Raw genomic sequence first — 24,015 nt, 5'->3', positions numbered from 1 at the left:
GGCGCGGTGGCGCACGGCAGGCGCGGTGGCGCACGGCAGGCGCGGTGGCGCACGGCAGGCGCGGTGGCGCACGGCAGGCGCGGTGGCGCACGGCAGGCGCGGTGGCGCACGGCAGGCGCGGTGGCGCACGGCAGGCGCGGTGGCGCGGTGGACGTTGCAGGCGGGCGGGTGTGGGGAGCGGCCTGAGGGTGGGCGCTACGGAGACGGCGATGCCCGGCGGACACGGGGTCCGCCGGGCATCGGGTGGTACAGGTTGTGCGGTGGTGCTGGGTTAGTTTCCGGCCAGCTGCTTGGCCCGCTCGGGCCACGACGGCAGGGTCGGGGCCAGGCGCAGGCCGGCCGAGGTGACGGCGGACCGCAGGGTGGCCACGTCGGTGTCGGCCAGCTGCTCGAAGCGGGTGATGCCGGCGGCGGCCAGGGCCATCGCCATCTTGGGGCCGATACCGGCGATCTTGGTGAGGTCGTCGGGCTCGGCGACGGCTACCGCGACGGGCGCGGGCACGGCGGCGATCTCTTCGGTCTCGGCGGCGCCGGGGACAGCGACCATGGAGTCCTGGACGACGTCGGCCTCGATCGCGACAGGCGCGGGCACGGCGGCCACCTCGTCGGCCTCGGCGGCGCCGGGCACGGCCGCGGCCGGCTTCGGCTTGGGCGTGCGGGTGCGGGCCGCGCGCGGCTTGGGTGCCGGCTTGGTGGCGACCGGCGTCGGCTCGGCGATCGGGGTCGACACGACGGTCGGCTCGGGGGTGACGGCGACCGGCTCGGGCTCGGCCGGGCGGACCGGCTCGACCGGCGGTTCCGGGGTGGTGACCGGTTCGGTCAGCGTGACGGGCTCGGTCCCGGCCCGCGCGCCCTTCGAAGCGACCGATTCGTCGTTCGCCGCGACCAGTTCGTCCGTCGTGGTGACCGGCTCATCCTTCACCGTGACCAGTTCGTCCGTCGTGGTGACCGGCTCATCCTTCACCGCGACCAGCTCGTCCGTCGCGGTGACCGGCTCGTCCGTCGCGGTGACCGGCTCGTCCGTCGCGGTGACCGGCTCGTCCGTCGCGGTGACCGGCTCGTTCGTTGTGGCGATCGGCGAAGCAGCGGGCTCGTCGACAACCGGTGCCGGCGAGGCGGCGAACGGCTCGGCCTCGGCGGGCGCGGAATCGGCCGACGGAGAGGTCGCGGGCTCGTCGACCGTGGTCGCGGCGGTGGATTCGAGGGAGGGGGCCACCGGTTCGGCCTTCGGCTCGTCCTCGGTGGTGGGGGCGACGGCAGCGGCCGTCGCGGGCGCGCTGGTGGTGGCGGCGCTCGGGGCGGGCGTGTCGGTGACGGTGGGCTTCGCGGACCGCAGTCCACGCAGCAGCCACCCGGCGACGAATCCGACGACGACCCCGGCAACAAGGAAGAGGAACGATGCCATATGAAAGGCTCCGAACAGATGAGAGCTGCGGATGTAGCGCGCAGCTTCGCACATCCCCCCGTTTGCGCACCATGTGGGTGGTACGACGGAGCTACCGCCGATTACCCGTGGTCAGCATCCGGTTCCCGGGCGTCACTCCGTAATGGACCGGAAACAGCAGCCGACCCGACATCAGCCGCCGGTCCGGAACCGCAGCCGACTTGGGATCAGCCGCCGCACCCAAAATCAGCCTCCGCGCCCCAAAACAGCAGCCGCCGCACCCAAAATCAGCCGCCGCGCCCTAGACAGCAGCCGCCGCGCCCTAAACAGCAGCCGCCGCGCCCAAAATCAGCCGCCGCGCCCTAAACAGCAGCCGCCGCGCCCTAAATCGGCGGCCGCGCCCAAAAAACAGCAGCCGCCGCGCCCAAAATCAGCGGCGGCGCCCCAAAACAGCAGCCGCGCCGATTTGCAGCCGGGCCCAAAACAGCCGGTTGGTCCCAGCGCCGCACCAGCACCGGGACCAATCGGCCGGGGAAACAAGCGGTCAGCGCCGGGTGCGCGCCCCCGCGACCAGCGCAACACCGCCGGCGGCGAGTGCGATCTGCAGAGCGAGCTCGATCCAGTCGACGCCGCGCGTCTCGGCCACGCCGATGAGCGACGCCAGGAACGTGCCGACCAGCGCCGCGATGATGCCGATCAGCAGCGTCAGCCAGATCGAGATGTTCTGCTTGCCGGGCAGGACGAGGCGGCCCAGCGCGCCGATGATGAGGCCGATGATGATGGCGGTGAAAATCCCGGAGATCTCCATGACGGCTCCCTGTCGAGGCGGTCCCTCCAGCATGAACCCCCAATGCCACCTAGGACCTGGGTGCCGCCTGTGAAACGGCCCCGAGCTTGGCCGCCTGGATCTGCTCGTAGACGTGCGTGCGCAGCGCGGTGAAGCGTGGATCGGCCCTCGTGTGCAGTTGATCACGGTCGGCGGGCAGGTCGACGGTGACCTCGTCCTGCACCACGGTCGGCGACGACGACAGCATCACCACGCGCTGCCCCAGATAGACCGCCTCGTCGATGTCGTGCGTGATGAACAGGACCGTCACCCCCAGGCGCTGCCACAGGGCGCGCACCAGATCTTCGAGGTCGGCCCGGGTCTGCGCGTCCACGGCGGCGAACGGCTCGTCCATCAGCAGCGTCGACGGCTCGTACGCGACCGCCCGCGCGATCGCCACCCGCTGCTGCATGCCGCCCGAGAGCTGCCACGGGAACGCCGACTCGGTGCCGGCCAGCCCGACCGCCTCGAGCGCCTGCTCGACCAGCTCGACGCGACGCTCCCGGGGAAGCTTCTTCTGCCTGAGAGGAAGCTCGACGTTGTCGCGCACCGACATCCACGGGAACAGGCTCCGCCCGTACTCCTGGAAAACCATGGCCAGACCCGGGGACGGACCGTTCACCTCGCGCCCGTCCAGGCTGACCTTGCCGCCGCTCGGCTCGAGCAGGCCGGCGATACACCTCAGCAACGTCGTCTTGCCGCAGCCGGACGGCCCGACCAGGCAGACCAGTTCGCCGGTGTCGACGGTGAACGTCAGGTCGCGCAGCGCCTCGACCTCCCGCTGACCGGAGCGGCCCGAACGGCCGGCCGACTTGTAGACCTTGCGGAGTCCCTGGACCTCGAGCATCGTCAACGACCTTTCGTTACCGAGCGCAGACCGTGGTACCACCGGAGCACCCACCCCTCGGCGAGCCGGAACAGCAGCGACAGCGCGAACCCGAGCAGGCCGAGCAGGATGATCCCGCTCCACATCTCGGGGATCGCGAAACTGCGCTGGAACTGCACGATGGTGAAGCCGAGGCCGTTGCTGGCCGCGAACATCTCGCTGATCACCATCAGGATGATCGCGATCGACAGCGCCTGCCGCAGCCCGGCCGCGATCTGGGGTGACGCCGCGGGCAGGACCACCTGGCGGATGCGGGCAGGACCCCCGATCCCGTACGCGCGGGCGGTGTCGAGCTGCACGCTGTCCACCGCCCGCACGCCCTCGACCGTGTTGAGCAGCACCGGCCACACGCAACCGAACACGATCACGATGATCTTCATGCCGTCGCCGATGCCCGCGAACAGCATGATGACCGGCACGAGCACCGGCGGCGGGATGGCCCGGAAGAACTCCAGCACCGGCTCGACCGTGGCCCGCAAGCCCCGGCTGAGCCCGATCGCGACGCCCAGCGCCACCCCGATCACGGACGCGAGCACGTATCCGGCGATCAGGCGCCACAGGCTGGGCAGCACGTCGGCCTGGAGGCGGTCGAGCGTCCAGGTGCGGCCGAACGACTCGAGGATCCGCGAGAGCGGCGGAGCGTAGAAGTTCTCGCTGCCGGCACTGATCACGAACCAGGCCGCGAAGAGCACGACGGGGAGACCCAGGACGTACGCGAGGCGTTTCATGCCGGCACCTCGCCCCGTACGGACTGGTGCCAGGCCAGGGAACGACGCTCGAACACCCGGGCGGCCAGGTTGATCGCGACCCCGAGCAGACCGGTCACCGCGATCAGCGCGTACATGTCGGGCACCGCGCCCGAGGTCTGCGCCACCGCGATCATTTTGCCCAGCCCGGGGGCGCCGATCACCAGTTCGGCGGTGACGGCCAGCACCAGGGCCACCGACGCCGCCAGCCGCACGCCCGTGAAGACGTACGGCAGGGCGGTGGGCCAGAGGACGTTGCGGATGCGCGCCCAGGGGCCGAACCGGAAACTGCGCGCGGTCTCCTCGGCGATCGGGTCCACGTCGGCCACCCCGTACAGAACCTGGACCAGCACCTGCCAGAACGCGGCGTAGACCACGAGCAGCAGCGTCGAGCCGAGGTCGGTGCCATAGAGCAGCACCGCGAGGGGGATCAGCGCCACCGACGGGATCGGCCGCAGAAACTCCACCGTGGAGGCGGTGGCGGCCCGCAGCACCGGCACGGCGCCGATGACGATGCCTACGACCACTCCGGCCGCGACCGCGATGGCGAGGCCGATCGCCCACCCGGTCAGGGTGTCGCCGACCGCCTGCCAGAACTCGGCGGTGACCACCTCGTCGCCCAGGGCGGCCGCGATCCGGCTGGTCGGCGGCAGATAGCCGTCATTGACCAGACCGAACCTCGGCAGTGCCTCGACGATCAGGAGAAGACCGGCCAGGCCGGCAAGGCCTCTCACGGCAGGATCTTGGCCACGTCGGGAGTCGCGCCGTCGAAGATGCCGTCCTGCTCGCCCAGCTTGGCCAGGGTCTCGACCGAGGCCTGGTTGATCTCGGTCGGCCACTTGGGCAGGGTCATCGCGGCCCGGGTCTTCTCGTCGATCTTGGTGTAACTGGCGAGCACCGCGCGGACCTCGTCGGGGTGGGCGTCGGCGTACGTGAGGGACTCGTTGATCGCCTCGGTGAACCGCTTGACCAGGTCCGCGTCCTCGCCGGCCAGCTTGGCCGAGGTGAAGTAGGCGGCCACGGTCAGGTTGGGCGCCGCGTCGACGAAGTTGGACGCCACGAGCCGGCCCCCGGCCGCCTTGATCTCGGACAGCTGCGGTTCCACCACCCAGGACGCGTCGACCTGACCCTCCTGCAGGGCGGCGGGCGCGTTGGGGAACGGCATCTCGACGAACTGGATCGCCTTCGGATCGCCGCCGGCCTTGCGGACAGATTCCCGTACGGTGGTGTCGCCGATGTTCTTGAGGGTGTTGACCGAGATCTTCTTGCCGGCCAGGTCGGCCGCCGTCTTGATCGGGCTGTCCGCCTTGACCATGATGCCGCCGAAGTCCTTGCCCTGCTCACCGGTCGACGCGACACCGGCCGCGACCGTCTTGACCGGCACGTTCTTGGTCTGGCCGATCAGCAGCGAGGTCATGTTGCTGAAGCCGAACTGGAACTGACCACTCACGACACCGGGCACGATGGCCGCGCCGCCCTGACCGGCCTCCATGCTGACCTCGATATTTCGGCTCTTGAAGAAGCCCTTGTCCTTGCCCAGATAGATCGGCGCCACGTCGACGATCGGGATGACGCCGACCTTGACCTGGTCGACGCCGCCCGAGTCGGTGTCGCCGGACGAACCGCCGGACGAGCCGCAGGCGGTCGCCGAGAGGACCAGCGCGGCCGAAGCTATTCCTATGAAGACACGTCGCATTCGTAGCCTCCGGTAAGCTGTGCGCATTGCGAACGAAAGTTCTCATAGTGAACGCTAGGATGTGGGCCGTGTCACGTCAACGATCTTTATCGATTCCACAGGTTGCCCGGTGAGTTCGGACCACGTCCAGTCGCTCGAGCGCGGGCTCGCGGTGATCCGGGCGTTCGACGCGCGCCGCCCCGAGCTGACGCTCAGCGAGGTGGCGAAGATCTGCGACCTGACCCGGGCCGCCGCCCGGCGCTTCCTGCTCACGCTGGTCGACCTGGGATATGTGCGCACGGACGGGCGCCTGTTCAGCCTCACTCCGCGCGTGCTCGAGCTCGGCTACGCGTTCCTGTCCAGCCTGTCACTGCCCGACGTCGCCGCGCCGCACCTGGAACGGCTGGTGTCACAGATCCACGAGTCCTCCTCGCTGTCCATTCTGGACGGCGACGACATCGTCTATGTGGCCCGCGTCCCCACGAGCCGCATCATGGCCGTGTCGATCAATCTGGGCACACGCTTTCCCGCGTACGCGACCTCGATGGGCCGGGTCCTGCTGGCCTCGCTGCCGGCCGACGATCTCGAGGCCTACCTGGAACGGGTCACGCTCCACCGCCTGACCGCGAAGACCGTGGCCACGACGGCGGCACTGCGCTCGGAGCTGGGGCGGGTGCGGGCCCAGGGCTACGCGATCGTCGACCAGGAACTCGAGGAGGGGCTGCGGGCGATCGCGGCGCCCATCCACGACCGGGCCGGCGCGGTGGCCGGGGCCGTCAACGTCTCGGTGCACGCCGCCCGGGCCACGGTGGAGGCGATGCGGCGCCGGCTGCTGCCGCCCCTGCTCGACGCCACCGCCGCCATCGATGCCGACCTGCGCCTCAACGGGCATCACGCCGCGCGCGCCTGACTCCGTCGTTCACATTCCTTCCGCCGTACGGGAAACGCGCACCTGACTTCGTCGTTCACATTCCTGTCCGCGTACGGGAAACGCGTCTTCGGCTCCGAAAGTTTCGGCGCACTCAGGTCCATTTACGCCTGTTTTGTGGGGACCGGGAGCGTGCCCATCGGCAATCGGAAACAACGTTGGGCGTTGTGGTTTCCGGAACTTGCCGTTAACGTTTCGATCGATCCGGGTCACTTTCTGCTGTAGCGGTCCCCAGGGTGCTTCCACCGGCGCCCGGGGCCGTGCCGTCCCCCATCGCAGCTTGGAAGGCACCTGCCATGAAACGTTCCCCCACGAGCCGGCTCGTCCTCGCCGGTTCCCTCGGCCTGCTCGTCGCGGCCGGCGCCCTCACCGTCGCCTCCACCGCGGACGCGGCCACCACGCTCGGCGCCTCCGCGGCCGCCTCGGGCCGATACTTCGGCACCGCCGTCGCCGCGTACAAGCTCAGCGACTCCACCTACTCGGGCATCCTCAACCGCGAGTTCAACTCGGTCACACCCGAGAACGAGATGAAGTGGGACGCCACCGAGCCCACCCAGGGCCAGTTCAGCTACACCTCGGCCGACCAGATCGTGGCCCGGGCCAGGAGCATCGGGGCCAAGGTCCGCGGGCACGCGCTGGCCTGGCACTCACAGCAACCGGGCTGGGCGCAGAGCCTGAGCGGCACCACGCTGCGTAACGCCATGCTCAACCACGTCACCCAGGTCGCGACCCACTACAAGGGCCAGATCGACTCGTGGGACGTGGTGAACGAGGCGTTCGCCGACGGCAGCAGCGGCGCCCGGCGCGACTCCAACCTGCAGCGCACCGGCAACGACTGGATCGAGGCGGCGTTCCGGGCGGCGCGGGCGGCCGACCCGGCGGCCAAGCTCTGCTACAACGACTACAACACCGACGGTCAGAACGCGAAGAGCAACGCGGTGTACGCGATGGTGCAGGACTTCAAGTCCCGCGGCGTCCCGATCGACTGCGTCGGCTTCCAGTCCCACTTCAACTCGGCGTCCCCGCTGCCCTCGGACTACCAGGCCAACCTGCAGCGGTTCGCCAACCTCGGGGTCGACGTGCAGATCACCGAGCTCGACATCGAGGGCTCGGGAACGGCCCAGGCCAACTCGTTCGCGGCGGCGACCCGGGCCTGCCTGGCGGTGACCCGCTGCAACGGCATCACCGTGTGGGGCATCCGCGACTCCGATTCGTGGCGGGCCAGCGGCACCCCGCTGCTGTTCGACGGGAGCGGGAACAAGAAGGCGGCGTACACGGCCGTTCTTGATGTCTTGAATGGCGGAACGACGCCGACCACCCCGCCGACGACTCCTCCCACTACCCCGCCCACCACCCCGCCTTCGGGATCGGGCTGCACCTCGGCGATCTCGCTGAACCAGTGGAACGGCGGGTTCGTGGCCACGGTCAAGGTCACCGCGGGGGCGACCCGGCTCAACGGCTGGACCGTGAACGTGACGCTGCCCTCGGGCGCGGCCGTCACCAACACCTGGAACGCGACCGCCAGCGGCACCAGCTTCACCAACGTGTCGTACAACGGCTCGGTCAACGCGGGCGCCAGCACCGAATTCGGCTTCCAGGGCACCGGAACCGGCCCCTCGGTCTCCACCTGCACGGCACGCTGACCGGCCTGGCCGCGGGCGCCATCCACCGGGCGCCCGCGGCCCTCTCTCCCAAGGATCTCCCATGGTCAAACTCTGGAGAGCCGTCGTCGCGCTCGTCGCCGTCGCCGGTCTCGCGCTGCTCGCCCCCGCCGCCCCGGCCCAGGCCGCCTCGCTGCAAGAGGTGACGGGCTTCGGCACCAACCCGACCAACCTCCGCATGCACCTGTACGTCCCGGACCGTCTCGCCGCCAACCCGGCCCTGCTGGTGGCCGTGCACTACTGCACCGGCACGGGACCCGCTTTCCATTCCGGTACGGAGTTCGCCTCGCTCGCCGATCAGTACGGCTTCATCGTGATCTATCCGTCGGCCACCCGGTCCGGCCAGTGCTTCGACGTGTCCACGGCGGGCGCGCTGACCCACAACAGCACCAGCGACCCGGCCGGCATCGTGTCGATGGTCCGTTACGTGCAGCAGCGCTACGGCACCGACGTGAACCGCACGTTCGTGACCGGCGCGTCCTCGGGCGGGATGATGACCAACGTCCTGCTCGGCGACTATCCCGACGTGTTCGCGGCCGGGTCGGCGTTCATGGGCGTGCCGTTCGGCTGTTTCGCCACCACCGACGGCTCGATGTGGAACAGCACCTGCTCGTCCGGCCAGTCGATCAAGACTCCGCAGGCGTGGGGTGATCTCGTCCGCGCGGCCTATCCCGGCTACACCGGCCGGCGCCCGCGCATGCAGGTCATGCACGGCGTCAACGACACCACGCTGCAGTATCCGAACTTCGGCGAGGAGATCAAGCAGTGGACGAACGTGTTGGGGGTCTCGCCGACGCCGGTGCTCACCGACACCCCGCAGGCCAATTGGACCCGTACGCGGTATGGGTCGTCGGCCGTACAGGCGCCGGTCGAGGGCATCAGCGTGGCCGGGGTCGGTCATTCGCTGCCGCTCAGCGGGATGGCTCGGTTGGCGATCGCGTTCTTCGGCCTCGACAGCTCCACGCCTCCGCCGACCACGCCGCCCACCACTCCCCCGACCACGCCGCCTACGACGCCGCCCACCACGCCGCCCGCCGGTGGGGCCTGCCGGGTCACGGCGACGGTCAACGCCTGGAACACCGGCCTGACCGCTCAGGTGACCATCGCCAACACGGGCAGCTCCGCGGTGAACGGCTGGAGTCTGGGCTTCGCGCTGCCGTCCGGTCAGACAATCACGTCGGGCTGGAACGCGACCTACTCGCCCACCTCGGGCCAGGTCACGGCCCGCAACGTCAACTACAACGGCACGATCGCGGCCGGCGCCTCGGTCTCGATCGGCTTCCAGGCCAACCACACCGGGAACAGCGCCGCACCGAGCGCCTTCACGCTCAACGGCGCGGCCTGTTCCACCACCTGACCGGTCCGCGGATGTCGGGCTGATTCCGCCCGCCGGTCAGATCGGGCGCCGCCGTGGGACCGTCCCCACGGCGGCGCCCCCATTTGCGAACCGTCCCCACAGCCGTGCCTCTTGGCAGACCGTCCTCGCGGCGGCGTCCCTTTTGCAGACCCACCGCCCTACAGCCGCGCCCTTTGCAAACGGCCCCACGGCGGCATCGCTTTGCAAACCCGCCGCCCCACCGCCGCGGCCCCTTTGCAAACGGTCCCCACGGCGGCATCGCTTTGCACACCCGCCGCCCCACCGCCGCGCCCCTTTGCAAACGGTCCCCACGGCGGCGCCCCTTGCAAATCGTCCCCACGACGGCGCCCACTTTTGCGATTGTCGCCGTCTAGAGGGCCGCCACTGCCTCGGCCACCTTGGTGCGCAGCTCCTCGGGCAGGGGTGCGTAGCCGGACGCCGCTGCTGTGTTCTGGCCGGCGGCGCTGGAGGCGTACGCGAGGAAGCTCTTGACCAGCTCCGGCGTGCCGGTCTTGCACAGGATCTCGTACGTGACGAGGACCAGCGGATAGGCGAGGCGATCGGGGATGCGGTAGTCGATCTCGAGCCGCAGTCCCTCGGTGCCGACCACGCGGGCGCCGGCCACCGTGCGGGCCGCCGCCGCGTCGCTGAGCGGCACGAACTCGCCGGACGCGTTGCCGACTCGGGCCGTCGGCAGGTTGTGGAACCGCGCGTACGAGGCCTCGACGTAACCGATGGCGCCGTCGGTGCGTTCGATCGCCGACACCAGGTCGTTGCTGCCGTCGGCCGCGATGCCGCCGCGCGCCGGCCACGCCGAGCTCGCGCCGAGACTCCAGTCGGAAGTGGCCGTGAAGGCGAGGAACCGGGTGAAGTTGTCGGTCGTGCCGGAGCTGTCGGATCGGTGGACCGTACGGATCGGGGTCGACGGCAGGGCCAGGCCCGGGTTGTCGGCGCGGATCGCCTGGTCGTTCCACCGCGTGATCCGGCCGGTGAAGATGCGCGCGATAGTGGCCGGCGACAACCGGAGGTCGTCGACGCCGGCGACGGTGAACGCGAGGCCGATCGGACCGACGACCATCGGCAGGTGCACCAATGGACCCTGGCAGCGGGCCTTGGCCTGGGCCTGCTCCTCGTCGGGGGTCGGCGAGTCGGAACCCGCGAACTGGCCGGTGCCCGCGAAGAACGTGCGGCGGCCCGCTCCGGAACCCACGCTGGAGTATTCGATCGTCGCCTCGGCACAGCTCACCTGGTAGTCCTTGATCCAGGCGCTGACGGCGTTGGTCTGGGCCGACGAGCCCTGCGCGGCGATCGAGCCCTTCGAACAGTCGATGGAGTCGCGGCCGGGGCTGCTCGGCGAGTCGCAGGCCGCGACGGCGAGCAGGGCGGCGGCGAGGGCGAGGATGCGCGTTCTCATCGGTGCTTCGCTTTCATGTGCTCGCTCTCCATCGGCACCCGCTTCGGAACCCGCTTCATCGGCGCTAGCTGGATCGGCGCCCGCCGCATCGGCGCCCGCCGCATCGGCGCTTCGCTCCTCATCGGTGCTTCGCTCCTCATCGGTACTCCGCGAAGCGTTTGCGGACCGCCAGGGGCACCAGCAGGATCACCAGGCCCAGCGCCCCGGCCGGGATCCAGGGCCATCCGGTGAGCAGGATCTCGGCGTCGCGCAGGGACCGGTCGAAGGTCTCCTTACGATCGGCCGTGATGTCGGCGACGGCCGCGTCGTAGTAGGAGAAGTCGAACGCCGCGTCGCCGCGCCGGATGCCGGTGAGGGTGCTGATCGCCTCGGCGTCCCGCCCCGAGTCGGCCAGCTTCACGATGCGTTCGTGGCCGGCCCGGTAGGACTGCCAGCGTCCGACGACCTGCTCGGTGTAGTAGGGCCCGACGTCCGGACCACCCGCGACGGTCGGCAGACCGGTGTCACCCGCCTCGAGCGCGTCGGCCTTGCGGTCGAAGTCCTGCCGGTAGTAGTCGAGTCCGTTACTGATCAGGTAGCGCGACGTGTCGGCGGCGGCGTCGTAGCTGACCGCGCGCGCCTGCGACAGATCGAGGAACGGGATCAGGCTCTGGTCGCGGGCCTTGCTCAGCACCTGCTCCTGCACGATCAGCACCGCGGTCAGCGGGACGAGCAGCAGAACGGTCAGCACGGTGGCCGTGATCAGGGCCGGATTGAGGACGCGCCGGAACCGCCGGGCCAGCCACACCTGCAGCGCGATCAGCAGGATCAGCAGCGCGCCGCCGAGCAGCACGGCGAGGGTCACCCCGGTCGTCCGGGTCACGCTCTTTCCCCGTACGCCCGCTCCAAGCGGTCTTCGCTGACCTCGCGCAACCGGGTCGCGGCCGGGAGCAGGTCGAGGTGCAGCACGTTGGTCGCCTGCGTGTAGTAACCGGCGGCGGCCGGGCCCGCAGTCAGCGCCTGCCAGACCCGTTCGCGATAGACGCCCAGGCCGTGCAGCAGGTCGAGGACGATGGCCCGTTCCGCCTCGCCGCCGGCGGTGGTGAGCGCGACCTGCAGATCGGTGTCGACCTGGCGGCCGCGCTGCTGATAGGCGCCGAGCGCGTCGATGCGGCCGGCGGCCAGCTCGTCGCGGCCGGAGGTGAGCACCAGCCGCGCCACCTGGGCGTCCATGTCGCTGAGGGCGAAGTAGAGATCGGCCGCGTTGGCGGCCTGCGGGGCGGCCTCGTCGCCGATGACGCGCACCTGCTGCTGCACCCGGGCCATGACCAGACAGGCCGAGACGAGCAGGGCGGCGGCGACCAGGATCGTGACGATGACCCAGAGACGCAGCCGGGCCGGGGTCTCGGGGCGGGCGGCTCGCCGGACGATGGTCCGGGTCGCCTCCATTACTGCTGGCACGGCTTCAAGGTAAAGCATTTCCGCAATTACCCGAGCGGCCGGGTGATCCATTTCCGGCCGTTAACCTCGCGTTTATTCAATGCACGGATTTGCGTAACCTCTGGTGCGGAACACCGGCCGCGGCGAGCCGTTCGGAGACTTCTCCGCGGGGGCTGACGATCTCGACCGAGACCTGGTGGTCGTCGCCCAGTTCGCACGCGGCGGCGACCGAACCGACGTTCAGCGGGTCGAGCTCGGGCACGTCGGCCAGGTCGACGATCAGGCGAAACGGGCGAACACGACGCACCGTGTGCACCAGGACACGCCGGAGCTCGCCCCCTCCGTCGGACCCGAAAACGCCGCGCGGGGTGATCACCACGGTGCCGTCGTCACCCGTTCGCACATCCAGCACGGTCGCCACCCTCCGTCACTCCGCGTTCAACCGACGGCCCACTTTACGATGCGAATTCATTCGGCGTCACGCGTACTTGATCACACCCTTTTGCCATTGCTCCGCGTCCCGTTATTCGTCCTTCCGAAATCTCCAGGAAATTGTCCGGTTCTGGGCGGGCAGGCAACGGTTCGGCCGCTATGCGGGACGGGCCGCGACAGCCCCCGCCGGAAAGGTCACAATTCATCGGTGCGAATCGGGCGGATTGTGGCGGCATCGGTCGCGGTGCTCGTGGGGGCGGGCCTGCTGACGTACGGGAAAGTGCAGGCGCAGCGCCCGGTGAGCGTGGCGCCGTCCGGTGGGTTCGCGGTGGGGCGGATCGCCGACGTGTGGACCGACCGTTCGCGTACTGACCAGTTCGCCCCGATCGGCGGCACGCCCCGCGTCTTGTCGGCCTGGGTCTGGTACCCGGCAGCTCCCGACGCGGCGGAGGCGCCCGGCGAGCCGGTTCCGGAGTCGGCCCGCGCGGGCGACGAGCCGGTTCCGGAGTCGGCCCGCGCGGGCGACGAGCCGGTCTCGGAGTCGGCCCGGACAGCCGATGGACCGGCGGCACGCGACGCGAGGGGCCCGGAGGTGGCTGATGCACCCGGTGAGCCGGGCCCGGACGCGGCTCAAGTGCCCGGCGGGCCTGGCCCGGACGCGGACCAAGCAGCCGGCGTGCCAGGACCGGACGCGGCCCGCGCACCCGGCGCGGACAGTCCGGAGTCCGCCTACGCGCCCGGCGAGTGGGCCGCTCTGCATCGTTACGGCTGGGCGGTGACCGCTTTCGATCGCGTTCACACCGGCACCCGCGACGACGCGCCGATGGCCGACGGCTCGTTCCCCGTGGTGGTGCTGCTGCCCGACCTCGGCTATGCGGCCCCGCAGTACGCGGCGGTGGCGGCGGGCCTGGCCGCGCGCGGCAACGTGGTCGTCGGGCTGACACCCACGTACAGCTCCCGGGTCAGCGTGATCAACGAGCAGCGGGTGGTGGCGAGCGCCGCCGGGTCGGCCGGCGACCGGGAGGAGCAACTGGTGTCGGTGTGGGCGGCCGACGCGCGGTTCGCCGCCCAACGGGCCGCGCTGCAGTTCGGGAACCACGCGAACGGCGGCCGGATCGCGTACGCGGGCCATGGTCTGGGTGGTTCGGCGGCGATCGAGGCGTGCCGGGTGGACGGGCGGTGCGCGGCCGCGGTCTCGCTGGACGGCGATCCGCGGGGCCTGGCCGTACGAGACGGCTTCGGGCGGCCGCTGCTGCAGTTGTCGTCCTCGTCCGACTCGTCCGCCGCCACCTCGCCCTCTGCCGCTTCGCCTTCTCCCGCTTCGCCTTCTCCCGGCTCGCCCTCCGCCGCTTCGCCCTCTCCCGCCTTGCCCTCTGCCGCTTCGCCCTCTCCCGCCTTGCCCTCCGCCGCTCCGCCCTCTCCCGCCTTGCCCTCTGCCGCTTCGCCCTCTGTCGTCTTGCGCCCTGTCGCCGGTGGCCGTAGCTACGTCATCTCCGGCGCTGGGCACCTGTCCTTCACCGACTACGCGGCCTACCGGGTCGCGGCGCCGCTGCGCTGGGTGCTGCCGCTGGGCTCGCTGGACGGCCGCCGCGCCCTGGCGATCACCGTCGACTACGCGGCCACGTTTCTGGCGGCCACGTTCGGCGGTGTGACCTGGGTTGCGCCGCCCTACCCGGAGGTCCGTCGCGCTGACATGCTGAGCCGATGAGCGTCGCCGACATCTTCGACCGGGTCGCCTCCCGCTACGACAGCGTGGGCGTCGACTTCTTCACCCCGCTGGCCGCCGCCCTGATCGCCGCGGCCGCACCGAAGCCCGGCGAACACGTCCTCGACGCCGGCTGCGGCCGCGGCGCCGCGTTGCTGGCGTCGGCCGAAGCGGTCGGCCCCACCGGCCACGTGACCGGAATCGACTTCGCCCCCGGCATGGTCTCCCGAACCGCGGCCGCCACCGCCGGCCTGCCCCAGGTGACCGTCCAATGGGGAGATGCGCAGGCACCCGACTTCCCCACCGCGTCCTTCGACCTCGTCACCGCCGCCCTGGTCCTGTTCTTCCTGCCCGACCCACCGGCCGCCTTGCGGAACCACCGAGCCCTGCTGCGCCCCGGCGGCCGCCTGGCGTTCAGCTCGTTCGCGGCCCACGACCCGCGCTACCCCGCAACGTTGCGCCTGCTGAGCAGCTTCGCCCCGGCCCCGCCGGAACGCCCGTCCCTGCACGCCATGTTCAACTCGCCCGAGACGTTGCGCGAGGCCACCACGGCGGCCGGTTTCGCCCACACCGAGACCACCGAGGTATCCGTCGAAAGCACTTTCACCGACGCCACCCAGCTGGTGCGCTGGATCGGTTCCCACATGGGAAGCCAGGTCATCGAGTCGATCCCCGAATCGCAGCGCCCCGAGGCCACAGCCGCCGTATCCACTTCCCACGAGTGGCCCATGACCCTGACCACCCGCGTCAACCTGACGGTCGCCTCCATGACGACGCCCGTCTCGTAGCCGGGCCGCTCCGCGCCGTCTCGCGCACCGCGCCGTCTCGCGCACCCCGCCGTCTCGCGCACCGCGCCGTCTCGCGCCCGCGTTCTCCCGGGCCCCGCGCCGTTTCGCGCCCGCCATCGGTCGCTGCCTCGACCTCGCTGCCCGCCGGCTCAGGTGCCGCTCAGCCGGAGCGCGGCGTCGAGCATCCGCAGCTTCTCGGCGGACAACCGGCCCAGTCGCTCGACGAGATCTTCGGGCCGCAACGTGACCTGCCAGGTGCAGAAAACGTGCCCCTCACGGGGAAGCGCCAGCCGCACCACGCCGGCCGGATCAAGGCCTTCATCCGCCCCGAGCGGAACCTCGATCCCCGTGATCCTCCCTGAGCCCCCGCTCGACGCGGCCGGGCCGTCAGCGTCACGGATGATCAGCTCGGCCGGGTCGAGAAAATCAAAGCCGCGCCGTTGTTCGGCAGTGGCCGCCGGAACCACATACATAGCGCGGAACTCGTCGCCGTCCCCGGCGCCGACCACCACTACGGGTTCCAGCCCGTTCACATCGGCCAGCCACACTTCACCCCGCTCCATCCGGTCACCGTAGCCGCGCTCGCGCGAAAATCCGCGAGGCGCCCGGAGGACCAACACCACCCTGGTGGCGAGATGACGAGTTCGGTGGTTATCGTGTCGGGCGTGACTGCCGGGTCGGCCATGGGCCATTACCGAGTGGGGCACCCGGCCGTCGTTTGACCCGCGGCCGGGCTCGCGGCCCGCCTCTGCTTTCTGCTTCCGCCGTCAAGGCACGCCCCCAGTGGTGCGGTGCCTTCAAGAGCGCAGCGCCGTCAACGGGACGCGCTGCCGCACGACGCCTTCAGCAGACACGACAAGCAGAGAGCGACCGAATGCCCAACCCTTTCAACCAGCAGATCATCGACGAGTTCCGAGCCAATCAGGGCCGTGTGGGCGGCATGTTCGAGGGCAGCGAACTCATCCTTCTCACGACCCGGGGCGCCCGCTCCGGCGCCGCGCACACCACGCCGCTGGGTTTCCTGCGGGACGGGCCCGACCGCATTCTGGTCATCGCCTCGGCCGGTGGCGCTCCGGGCAACCCGGACTGGTTCCACAATGTGCGGGCGAATCCGCGGGTGACGATCGAAACCGGTTCCCACACGTACGAAGCCCTCGCCGAACCCTTGCCCGCCGACGAGCGCGACGAGGCCTGGCAGCGGGCGGTGGCCGACAACCCGGGCTGGGACGACTACCAGGCCAAGGTCACCCGGACAATCCCCGTGGTGGCGCTGATCCGAGCCACCTGACAGTCATGCGACCAGTCGCAACGGTGTGACGGCAGCGCGAGCGGCTGCGACGCGACCCGACGCGGCCCGACCCGACGCGGCCCGACCCGACGCGGCCCGACCCCGACGCGACGCGACCCGACGCGACGCGACCCGTCGCGACCCGACGCGACCCGAAGCGGCCCGACCCGAAGCGACGCGACCCGACGCGACGCGACCCGACGCGACGCAAACAGCCGCACCAATGTGACATCAAGGCAAACATCGGCGCGTCAAACTGCAACAGTCACAACAGTGTGACAGCGACGCGAGCGGCAGCAACGCGACGGGAAGCGAAGCCGCAACTGCGAGGTGAGCGGCAGCAATGCGACGGAAAAGCGAGCAGCCGCAACGAGTTACGACGTCGATGAGCGGCCGCACAACGCGGCCGCTCACCGGCGGGGCGCCTCAGGTCACCGGCGGGCTTCTCAAGCCAGCTTGGCGAGGTAGTCGTCCAGGGCCGCGTAGGACTGTTCGGCGCCGGCCTCCATGCCGGACTGGATCATGCCGTCGCGGTCTTCCTTGCTGTCGAACGTGGACGACGACGTGACCGTGGTCTTGCCGCCCTCCTCGGTGAACACGTACTGCTCGGTGAGGATGTGGCCGGCCATCGGCTCGTATTCGAACGTCCACGAGAAGCTGTTCGGCGCGTCGATCGCCTTGATCTCGCCCCGGAACGCGTGCTCCTGGCCGTCCGCGTGCTCGACGAAGCGCCACTTGCCGCCGACCCGGAAGTCGATCTCGACGTCGAGCGGGTTGCCCCGGCCCCACCAGTGACGGAGGTGCTCGGGCTGGGTGTGGCAGGCGAACACGAGGTCGCGCGGCGCGGCGAACGTGCGGCTCATGACGAGGGTGGTGTCGGTCGGGGTCTGGACGTTGATGGTCACTGGTCCTCCTCGGTCGGGGTTTCCTGGAGCCGGCCCAGGTAGTCGTCGAGTGCGTCGTACCGCTCCTCCCACAGCCGCCGGTATTGCTCGGCCCACACGGAGACCGCGCGCACCTGCGCCGGCACGATGCGGCACCAGCGCCGCTGCGCCTCACGGGTGCGGACGATCAGGCCCGCCGCCTCGAGCACGTTCAGGTGTTTGGAGACGGCCTGGGCGCTGATGGGGAAGCCGGCGGCGAGCTCGCCCGCAGTCGCGTCGCCCGAGGCGAGGCGATCGAGGATCGCGCGCCGGGTCGGGTCGGCGAGAGCAGCGAAGACACCGTCGATCGAATCCTGCATGACAACCACCTGGTTTATAAACTGATAGGTTGAGAATACGCCCGCACCCAAGCTTGTCAAGCGATCAGCATGGAAGACCGACCAAGCGAGCGAGCAGCTAAACGCGCAGAGAGCCGAACGCGCGAACGAGCAAGCGTGCAAACGACCAAACGCGCAGACCGGCTGGACGCGCAAACGCGCAAACCAGCAAGTACGCAGACCAGCTGGACGCGCGAACGCGCAACGCGCAAACCAGCGAACGCGCAGACCGGCTGGACGCGCGAACGCCCAAACGAGCGAACGCGCGAACGCGCAGACCGCCTGAGCGCGCGAACGAGCAAACGCGCAAACGACCAAACGCGCAGGCCAGCTGGACGCGCGAACGAGTAAACGCGCAAACCAGCAAGCACGCAGACCGGCTGGACGCGCGGACGAGCGAACGCGCAGGCCAGCTGGACACGCGAACGCGCAAACGCGCAAACGCGCAAGCACGCAGGCCAGCTGGACACGCGAACGAGCAAACGTGCAAACCAGCAAGCACGCAGACCGGCTGGACGCGCGGACGAGCGAACGCAGGCCAACTGGACGAGCGGACGAGCGAACGCCGCTTCCCCGACGGCCAGCTCTACGTCAACCTGCGCGGCGCGAACGAGCGAACGCGAACGAGCGAACGAGCGAACGAGCGAACGAGCGAACGAGCGAACGCGCAGCAGGATGTGGATGAGCGAGATTCAGACGCCGGTCGGGTACGTCTCGAACTCGTGCGTGTCGATGTGCAGCGGATGCAACGGCCGCAGCGCGCGTGTTTCGTCGAACCAGAGGAACGCGTCGTACCGGTCGCCCAGCACCGACGGCACGTAGTTGCCCAACCGCTCCTGCTCGGGCCGGTAGACGACGCCGATCGCCCGGTGCGCGACCTCGTCGACCAGCAGGTCGGGACGCTCGGCGAGCGGCGGGAAAACGAACAACGCCTGCTTCGGGGCGGTCGCATGCAGGATGTCCTCGAGCGAACCGGGCCGCCCGGGCGGCACCCGCAACTCGGCCATCGGCGCGCCCCACGTCCGGCCGGCGATCACCGAGCCGCGATGACTGCCGAGGCCGACCAGCACCACCTGGTCGGCGCCGAACCGTTCGCGGGCCAGCGACCCGATCGTCACCTCGCCCAGCGTCGCCTGGTCGGTCGCGTTCGCGTCGCCGACGTGGGTGTTGTGCGCCCACACCACGGCCTTCGAGCCCTCGCCGTAGTGGTCGAGCAGCCGGGCCAGCGTCGCGTCCATGTGCCGGTCGCGCACGTTCCACGAGTGCGGGCCGCCGTGGACCATCGCCCGGTAGTAGTGCTCGGCGCCCGCCACGACCTCGGCGTTCTGCCACACCGCGAGGTCACGTCCGCGCAGGTCGATCAGCATCCGTACGACGTCGTCCTCGCAACTCGCCCGCAGGAACTTGGTCGCCCACGCGTACGACTGCGGGTCCTCCGAGTACGAGGCCAGGCAGTGATACGCGTGCAGCGCCGGCTCGACCTGGTCGGGGTCGTTCTCGCGCAGCCACACGAGCACTTCGCGCAACGACTCCCACATCGAATAGACGTCGAGCCCATGAAATCCAATTTTGTCGGATTTGTCCGCGCGGAAGGAGGTGGAGGAGGAAGTAGTGGAAGGGGAAGGCGCGGAAGAGGAAGTTGGAGAAAGGAAAGTCGCGGAAGAGGAAGTTGGGGAAAGGGAAGTCGCGGAAGAGGAAGTTGGGGAAAGGGAAGTCGCGGAAGAGGAAGTTGGGGAAAGGGAAGTCGCGGAAGAGGAGGTTGGAGAAAGGGAAGAGGAGACGGTGAAGGCGGAGGAGCCAGATCCGGAAGCGCGACGCGAAGCGTCGGCGGGCAAAGCGGCGTTGTAGGAGCGCAACCACTCGGCGAAGTCGACGACCTCCTCGTTGGCCCACATCCAGGTCGGCCAGCGCTCATAACCGACCAGCGCCTCCATCGGAGTGGCGTCTCCCCCGCGGACGGCCGCGTTGACCCGTTCGCAGTCGGGCCAGTCGCCCTCGACCGCCACGAACGAGAAGCCACGCTCGGCGATCAGGCGCCGGGTCAGAGCCGCCCGCCACGTGTAGTACTCGTGCGTCCCGTGGCTGGCCTCGCCGATCATCACGACGCGGGCGTCGCCCACCCGGTCGATCAGGACGTCCAGGTCCCCCTCGTCGTGCAGGGGCCGGGCGATCGCCGCCACCTCATCCCCGTACCGGTGCATGGGTCTGCTGTACCCGGCCCGGTTCATCCCATACGTCCGACATTCGGCGCGCCCACCTCTGACCGGGCAGCTCGACATAACGGTGCGTCACCCACGAGACGATCAAAACCGTTCCCCCGTACGCGATGACGAGCGCGTCATGCACGAGCAGTGGCCGCATCACGAGCAACAGCAGGTAGTGGGTGAGGTAGACGGAGTAGCTGATCACTCCGAGGGTCGCCAGCCACGACGGCGTACGCCACCGGCGGGTCAGCATGCCCACGGCGAACGCCCCCGCGAACACCAGCAGCGTGATGACCGACCGGGCCATGTAGCGTGGGGTCAGAGCGTCGAGCGACACGAGTTCGGCGAACCAGTTGGCCAGCAGCCCGGCCGCCACGACGGGTGCCACCACGGCCACCGTCCACCACCCGGTCTGCCCGGTGTCGGCGCGATAGATCGTGGTGCCGGCGAACATCACGGCCACCACCAGCAGACCGTCCCAGGCGTGCGCGGGTTGGCCGCCCGCGATCACCAGGGTCAGCGCCAGCCCGCCCAGGGTCAGGCCACCCGCGGTCACCGCCCACCGGCGCCCGCTCAGCACGAGCGCCAGCCCGGCCACGAGCACCAGTGCGGCGTACGGCGTGCGCACCGCGTTCGGAGCCAGCGGGGCGGTCAGCACCGCGCAGATCGTCAGCAGCACGGCCATGACCGCGTCGGCGCGCTGGAGCCGTACGGCGAACAAGGCCGTGACCAGCAGATAGAACACCATCTCGAAGGCGAGCGTCCAGAACACCGGCGTCGCCAACGGCTCACCGAGCAGGAACGGAACCATGGTCGCGTGGGCCACCGCGGCCGTCGCCGGATCGGCCGGACGGTAGAAGCCGAGCAGCACGACGGCGACGGTGACCACCGCATAGAGCGGGAGCAGCCGGCCCGCCCGGCCGATCCAGAACCGGCGCAGGTTGCCGTGCCGCTCCAGCGAGGCCGGGATGATGTAGCCGCTGACCAGGAAAAACAGCATGACCCCGGCCGGACCGGCGTGCAGCCACTCGGCCGTCACCGCGCGAACGTCGGTGAGCACGTAGCGGCTCGCGTGCGCATAGAGGACGAGGAGCACGGCCACGGCCCGCAGCGCGTCGAGCCACGCCATCCGAGGGGTCGGCGGCATCCGGGCACCATACGCCACTCACCAAGAAATGATCAGACCAATACGTACGGTTAAAGTCCGGAATGGGGTGATCGATCCGGCCCGATATGGCGTATGTTCTGCTACCGGTCCATGGTGGATCTCGGGCTCGGGGAGTGGGTATGGCGGAGAACGGCGCGAGTCGCGAAGATCCGGTGCTGGTGCGCCCTTACGTGAAGGCCGTGGCCGAGGCCGAGCGCCCGGCCGACGAGACCGCCGAGACGTGGCCGGAGCCGGGCGACCCGCCGGGCGAGGAGGCCGACACGCTGATCCAGCCGGCCGTCGAGGACGAGCCCCCGGCCGAGCCGAAGAAGCCGCGTCTGACCCTGCACCCGCTGACCCGGGCCGGCATCTACGTCGGCGGCGCCGCGCTCGCCATCGGCCTGGTCGGCTGGCTGATCTTCGGGCCGGCCGCCGACCCGGGGCTCCCCCAGCCCGGCGCGGCCCTGCCCGCCGCGCCCGGTCAGGCGCCGCTCGACCCGCTCCAGCAGCAGAGCGTCGGCCCGGGTGCCACCGCGTCGGCCAGCGCCTCGGCGAGTGCCTCGGCCAGCGCATCGGCTTCGCCCAGCACCTCGCAGCAGCCGCTGGTCCCGGCCAGCCAGCCGCCGTCGGCGTCGGTCCCGCCCAGCGAGCCGACCGCCGATCCGACCCTGGCCCCGCCGGCCTCGGACCGCACCGGGTCGATCACCGCTTCCAGCGGCCGCTGCCTCGCTCTGGGCAGCCTGTTCGGCTCGAACGGCAGTCCCGTCAACGTCGCCGGTTGCATGTCGGTGCCCTACCAGTCGTTCACCCTGGCCACCGACGGCACGCTGCGGGTGAACGACAAATGCGCGCAGTCGACCGGTGACGGCACCGTACGGATCACCGACTGCGGTGGCGGCGACTCGTCCCAGTGGCGGGCCGGCGACGGCGGCACGCTGATCAACTCGTCCGGCGGCGGCTGCCTGACCGACCCGGGCCGGGCCGGCGCCACCACCACGGTCAGCGCGTGCTCGGGAGCGTCGAGCCAGAGCTGGACCCTGCCTTAGAGGCGAGCTTGGCCCGGTACATCGCGGCGTCGGCCTCGCGCAGCAGCGTGTCGGGGTCGGCGCTGTCGTTGCTGAGGGCCACGCCGATGCTGACACCGACCGTGACCCGGCCGCCGTCGATGGCGTAGGGCTCGGTCAGCCGGGCGGCGATGGTCTCCTTGACCAGCCGCTCGGTGCCGTCGGCGGGCAGCCCGTCGAGCAGCACCACGAACTCGTCACCGCCGAGCCGGGCCACGGTGTCCGACTCGCGCAGCAGGCCGGTCAGCCGCTGCGCCACCTCGATGAGCAGCACGTCGCCGGCCGCGTGCCCGAGCGAGTCGTTGACCGCCTTGAACCCGTTGAGGTCGAGCAGCAGCACCGCGAACCGGTGACCGGGCTGCCGCAGAACCCGCAACCCGGCCTGGCGCATCCGGTCGGCCAGCAGCACCCGGTTGGGCAGGCCGGTGAGCGGGTCGTGCAGGGCCGCGTCGCGCAGCTGTTCCTCCTGTTCGCGCAGCGCGGCCACCATCGCGCCGCGGTCGAGGGAAGCGGCGAGCAGGGCGCCCGACTGGTTCATCATCTCGCTGCCGGGCGGGGTGCTCTCCTGGATCTGACCGACCGCGGCCAGCACACCCCAGTCACGGCTGGAGGAGCGCACCGGCACGACGAAGACGGCCTGACCGGCCGAGCCGTCGGCCAGCTCGAACAACCGGGGCGGCGGGAACTCGCTCACCGGCATGGTCGCGCCGATCAGGTCGTGGCCGGCCGGGTACTCCCCCTCGATCCGCAGTTCGGTGTCGAGGGCCGGCACCACACCGTCGTGCCACAGGGCGAGGCAGCCGGCGAGGGCGGTGGTGCGTTTCAGCCAGCCCAGCTCGCGGGGGTCGTTGTCGTGCGCGCCGAGCAGGTCGATGCCGAGCTCGTGCTGGATGTTCAACGTCTCCTGCAGATAGCAGACCTGTCCGAACAGATAGCGGGTCAGGTCCTCGGTGACCGGCAGGCCGCTGGGCGGGCAGCCACAGGAGTCGCGGCGCACGAAGCTGGTCGGCACGCGGCGCACCGTCCGCGGCATGCGGGGCTGGTCGGCCAGGTCGGCCAGCAGCCCGACGGCGGCCGAGCCGATCTCGCCCGCGGGCTGCCGGACGGTGGACAGGCTGGGCCGCATGTAGGTGGCGCCGGCCAGGTCGTCGAAGCCGATCACCGCGATGTCCCCGGGGACGGTGCGGCCCAGCTCGGCCAGCCGGCGGATCAGGCCCATCGCGTTGCGGTCGGTGCCGCAGACCACGGCCGTGGCCGGCTTGGCCGCCGCGAGCAGCTGCTCGGCGATCACCTCGGCGCCCGCCTCGTGGTTGTCGCCGGTGTCGAGGAGCAGGTCGTGCGGCGGGACCACGCCGTGCTCCATCAGCGCGCTGTCATAGCCCTCGTGACGTTCCCGCACGTCGTGGTGGGCGAGATGCCCGGCGAACGCGATCCGCTCGTGACCGTGGCCGATCAGGTGACTGACCGCCGCCCGTACGCCGAACCGGTTGTCGGCGAACACGGCCGAGCACCCCTGCATCGAGTGACCGACCGTGACCACCGGGATCCGGGCCGAGCGCAACGACTGCGCGTACGACTCGTGGACCGCGCCGGCCAGCACGATCACCCCGGCCAGGTGGCCCCACGCCACCGGCCGCCGGTAGTCGGGCACGCCACTGCGGTCGGCGTTGTACGAGCCGGGGTCGAGGGTCTGCAACGCGAGCAGGCGGTCGCCGGCGCGCACGGCCGCCTCGTTCGCCCCCGCGATGATGGTGCCGTAGTAGTCGCCCCCGACGAAGGGCGACAGGACAGCGTACGTGCGACCCCCCACGGCCGCCATGATCTCGCGAT

General features: G+C 70.5%; 23 protein-coding genes. 7 read left to right on the top strand and 16 right to left on the bottom strand.

Annotation, left to right across the window (positions count from 1 at the left end):
• Nucleotides 1-271 precede the first annotated feature (271 nt).
• From JIG36_RS45110 to JIG36_RS45085, 6 genes are all read right to left on the bottom strand, one after another.
• On the bottom strand, nt 272-1,405 hold the full coding sequence (locus tag JIG36_RS45110) for a helix-hairpin-helix domain-containing protein (protein WP_203383051.1): 1,134 nt from the start codon (nt 1,403-1,405) through the stop codon (nt 272-274).
• Nucleotides 1,406-1,928: 523 nt separating this feature from the next.
• Nucleotides 1,929-2,192: a GlsB/YeaQ/YmgE family stress response membrane protein gene (locus JIG36_RS45105; protein ID WP_203383050.1), complete on the bottom strand. Its 264-nt coding sequence runs from the start codon at nt 2,190-2,192 to the stop codon at nt 1,929-1,931.
• 49 nt (nt 2,193-2,241) lie between these two features.
• Nucleotides 2,242-3,057, bottom strand: a complete 816-nt coding sequence (locus tag JIG36_RS45100) for an ABC transporter ATP-binding protein (protein WP_203383063.1) — start codon at nt 3,055-3,057, stop codon at nt 2,242-2,244.
• A 2-nt stretch (nt 3,058-3,059) separates the two neighbouring features.
• Nucleotides 3,060-3,824: an ABC transporter permease gene (locus JIG36_RS45095; protein WP_203383049.1), complete on the bottom strand. Its 765-nt coding sequence runs from the start codon at nt 3,822-3,824 to the stop codon at nt 3,060-3,062.
• Nucleotides 3,821-4,576 (bottom strand): ABC transporter permease, encoded by a 756-nt coding sequence (locus JIG36_RS45090; RefSeq protein WP_307873169.1) that lies wholly within the window; start codon nt 4,574-4,576, stop codon nt 3,821-3,823. The genes JIG36_RS45095 and JIG36_RS45090 overlap by 4 nt, the downstream gene beginning before the upstream one ends.
• Entirely contained in the window at nt 4,573-5,538 is a 966-nt protein-coding gene (locus JIG36_RS45085; protein ID WP_203383047.1) for an ABC transporter substrate-binding protein, read from the bottom strand. Before JIG36_RS45085 ends, JIG36_RS45090 begins: the two co-directional genes overlap by 4 nt.
• A gap of 109 nt (nt 5,539-5,647) precedes the next feature.
• Here JIG36_RS45085 and JIG36_RS45080 point away from each other — a divergent pair, with 109 nt between their 5' ends.
• From JIG36_RS45080 to JIG36_RS45070, 3 genes are all read left to right on the top strand, one after another.
• A complete protein-coding gene (locus JIG36_RS45080) occupies nt 5,648-6,427 on the top strand; it encodes an IclR family transcriptional regulator domain-containing protein (RefSeq protein WP_203383046.1) in 780 nt (259 codons plus the stop codon).
• Nucleotides 6,428-6,741: 314 nt separating this feature from the next.
• The gene (locus tag JIG36_RS45075; RefSeq protein ID WP_203383045.1) at nt 6,742-8,088 is read left to right on the top strand and encodes a glycoside hydrolase family 10 protein; all 1,347 of its coding nucleotides are present in this window, start codon (nt 6,742-6,744) and stop codon (nt 8,086-8,088) included.
• A gap of 61 nt (nt 8,089-8,149) precedes the next feature.
• Nucleotides 8,150-9,463: an extracellular catalytic domain type 1 short-chain-length polyhydroxyalkanoate depolymerase gene (locus JIG36_RS45070; protein ID WP_203383044.1), complete on the top strand. Its 1,314-nt coding sequence runs from the start codon at nt 8,150-8,152 to the stop codon at nt 9,461-9,463.
• Nucleotides 9,464-9,833: 370 nt separating this feature from the next.
• Here JIG36_RS45070 and pstS read toward each other — a convergent pair whose 3' ends face one another.
• The 4 genes from pstS to JIG36_RS45050 form a co-directional block, all read right to left on the bottom strand.
• Complete coding sequence (gene pstS / locus JIG36_RS45065) at nt 9,834-10,877, bottom strand: phosphate ABC transporter substrate-binding protein PstS (protein ID WP_203383043.1); 1,044 nt, start codon at nt 10,875-10,877, stop codon at nt 9,834-9,836.
• A gap of 136 nt (nt 10,878-11,013) precedes the next feature.
• Nucleotides 11,014-11,739, bottom strand: coding sequence for a hypothetical protein (locus JIG36_RS45060; RefSeq protein ID WP_203383042.1), 726 nt, complete (start codon nt 11,737-11,739; stop codon nt 11,014-11,016).
• Entirely contained in the window at nt 11,736-12,317 is a 582-nt protein-coding gene (locus JIG36_RS45055; RefSeq protein ID WP_203383041.1) for a GlnX family signal transduction membrane protein, read from the bottom strand. The genes JIG36_RS45060 and JIG36_RS45055 overlap by 4 nt, the downstream gene beginning before the upstream one ends.
• Before the next feature lie 76 nt (nt 12,318-12,393).
• The gene (locus tag JIG36_RS45050; protein ID WP_307873168.1) at nt 12,394-12,708 is read right to left on the bottom strand and encodes an STAS domain-containing protein; all 315 of its coding nucleotides are present in this window, start codon (nt 12,706-12,708) and stop codon (nt 12,394-12,396) included.
• Between the two features lie 228 nt (nt 12,709-12,936).
• On the opposite strand from JIG36_RS45050, the gene JIG36_RS45045 reads away from it, so the two are divergent.
• On the top strand, nt 12,937-14,436 hold the full coding sequence (locus JIG36_RS45045; protein ID WP_203383040.1) for a hypothetical protein: 1,500 nt from the start codon (nt 12,937-12,939) through the stop codon (nt 14,434-14,436).
• Complete coding sequence (locus tag JIG36_RS45040) at nt 14,433-15,221, top strand: class I SAM-dependent methyltransferase (protein ID WP_203383039.1); 789 nt, start codon at nt 14,433-14,435, stop codon at nt 15,219-15,221. Before JIG36_RS45045 ends, JIG36_RS45040 begins: the two co-directional genes overlap by 4 nt.
• A 149-nt stretch (nt 15,222-15,370) precedes the next feature.
• Here the strand turns inward: JIG36_RS45040 and JIG36_RS45035 are convergent, their stop codons facing one another.
• A complete protein-coding gene (locus tag JIG36_RS45035; RefSeq protein ID WP_203383038.1) occupies nt 15,371-15,784 on the bottom strand; it encodes a putative type II toxin-antitoxin system PemK/MazF family toxin in 414 nt (137 codons plus the stop codon).
• Nucleotides 15,785-16,095: 311 nt separating this feature from the next.
• Here JIG36_RS45035 and JIG36_RS45030 point away from each other — a divergent pair, with 311 nt between their 5' ends.
• Nucleotides 16,096-16,509, top strand: coding sequence for a nitroreductase family deazaflavin-dependent oxidoreductase (locus tag JIG36_RS45030; RefSeq protein WP_203383037.1), 414 nt, complete (start codon nt 16,096-16,098; stop codon nt 16,507-16,509).
• A gap of 446 nt (nt 16,510-16,955) precedes the next feature.
• Here the strand turns inward: JIG36_RS45030 and JIG36_RS45025 are convergent, their stop codons facing one another.
• From JIG36_RS45025 to JIG36_RS45010, 4 genes are all read right to left on the bottom strand, one after another.
• Entirely contained in the window at nt 16,956-17,414 is a 459-nt protein-coding gene (locus JIG36_RS45025; RefSeq protein ID WP_307873167.1) for an SRPBCC family protein, read from the bottom strand.
• The gene (locus JIG36_RS45020; RefSeq protein ID WP_203383036.1) at nt 17,411-17,752 is read right to left on the bottom strand and encodes an ArsR/SmtB family transcription factor; all 342 of its coding nucleotides are present in this window, start codon (nt 17,750-17,752) and stop codon (nt 17,411-17,413) included. Before JIG36_RS45020 ends, JIG36_RS45025 begins: the two co-directional genes overlap by 4 nt.
• 710 nt (nt 17,753-18,462) lie before the next feature.
• Nucleotides 18,463-19,869, bottom strand: a complete 1,407-nt coding sequence (locus tag JIG36_RS45015) for an erythromycin esterase family protein (protein WP_438870804.1) — start codon at nt 19,867-19,869, stop codon at nt 18,463-18,465.
• An 82-nt stretch (nt 19,870-19,951) separates the two neighbouring features.
• A complete protein-coding gene (locus JIG36_RS45010) occupies nt 19,952-21,121 on the bottom strand; it encodes an acyltransferase family protein (protein WP_203383035.1) in 1,170 nt (389 codons plus the stop codon).
• A 140-nt stretch (nt 21,122-21,261) separates the two neighbouring features.
• Here JIG36_RS45010 and JIG36_RS45005 point away from each other — a divergent pair, with 140 nt between their 5' ends.
• Nucleotides 21,262-22,167 (top strand): ricin-type beta-trefoil lectin domain protein, encoded by a 906-nt coding sequence (locus JIG36_RS45005; RefSeq protein WP_203383034.1) that lies wholly within the window; start codon nt 21,262-21,264, stop codon nt 22,165-22,167.
• On the opposite strand, the gene JIG36_RS45000 is transcribed toward JIG36_RS45005, so the two are convergent.
• Entirely contained in the window at nt 22,121-23,995 is a 1,875-nt protein-coding gene (locus JIG36_RS45000; protein ID WP_203383033.1) for a substrate-binding and GGDEF domain-containing protein, read from the bottom strand. The two genes, JIG36_RS45005 and JIG36_RS45000, sit on opposite strands and share 47 nt — an antisense overlap.
• Between the last annotated feature and the right edge of the window lie 20 nt (nt 23,996-24,015).

Source organism: Paractinoplanes ovalisporus (assembly GCF_016834655.1).
Classification (GTDB): domain Bacteria; phylum Actinomycetota; class Actinomycetes; order Mycobacteriales; family Micromonosporaceae; genus Actinoplanes; species Actinoplanes ovalisporus.
The sequence above is the reverse complement of the archived record's forward strand: the minus strand, read 5'-3'. Positions and strand labels throughout refer to the sequence as shown.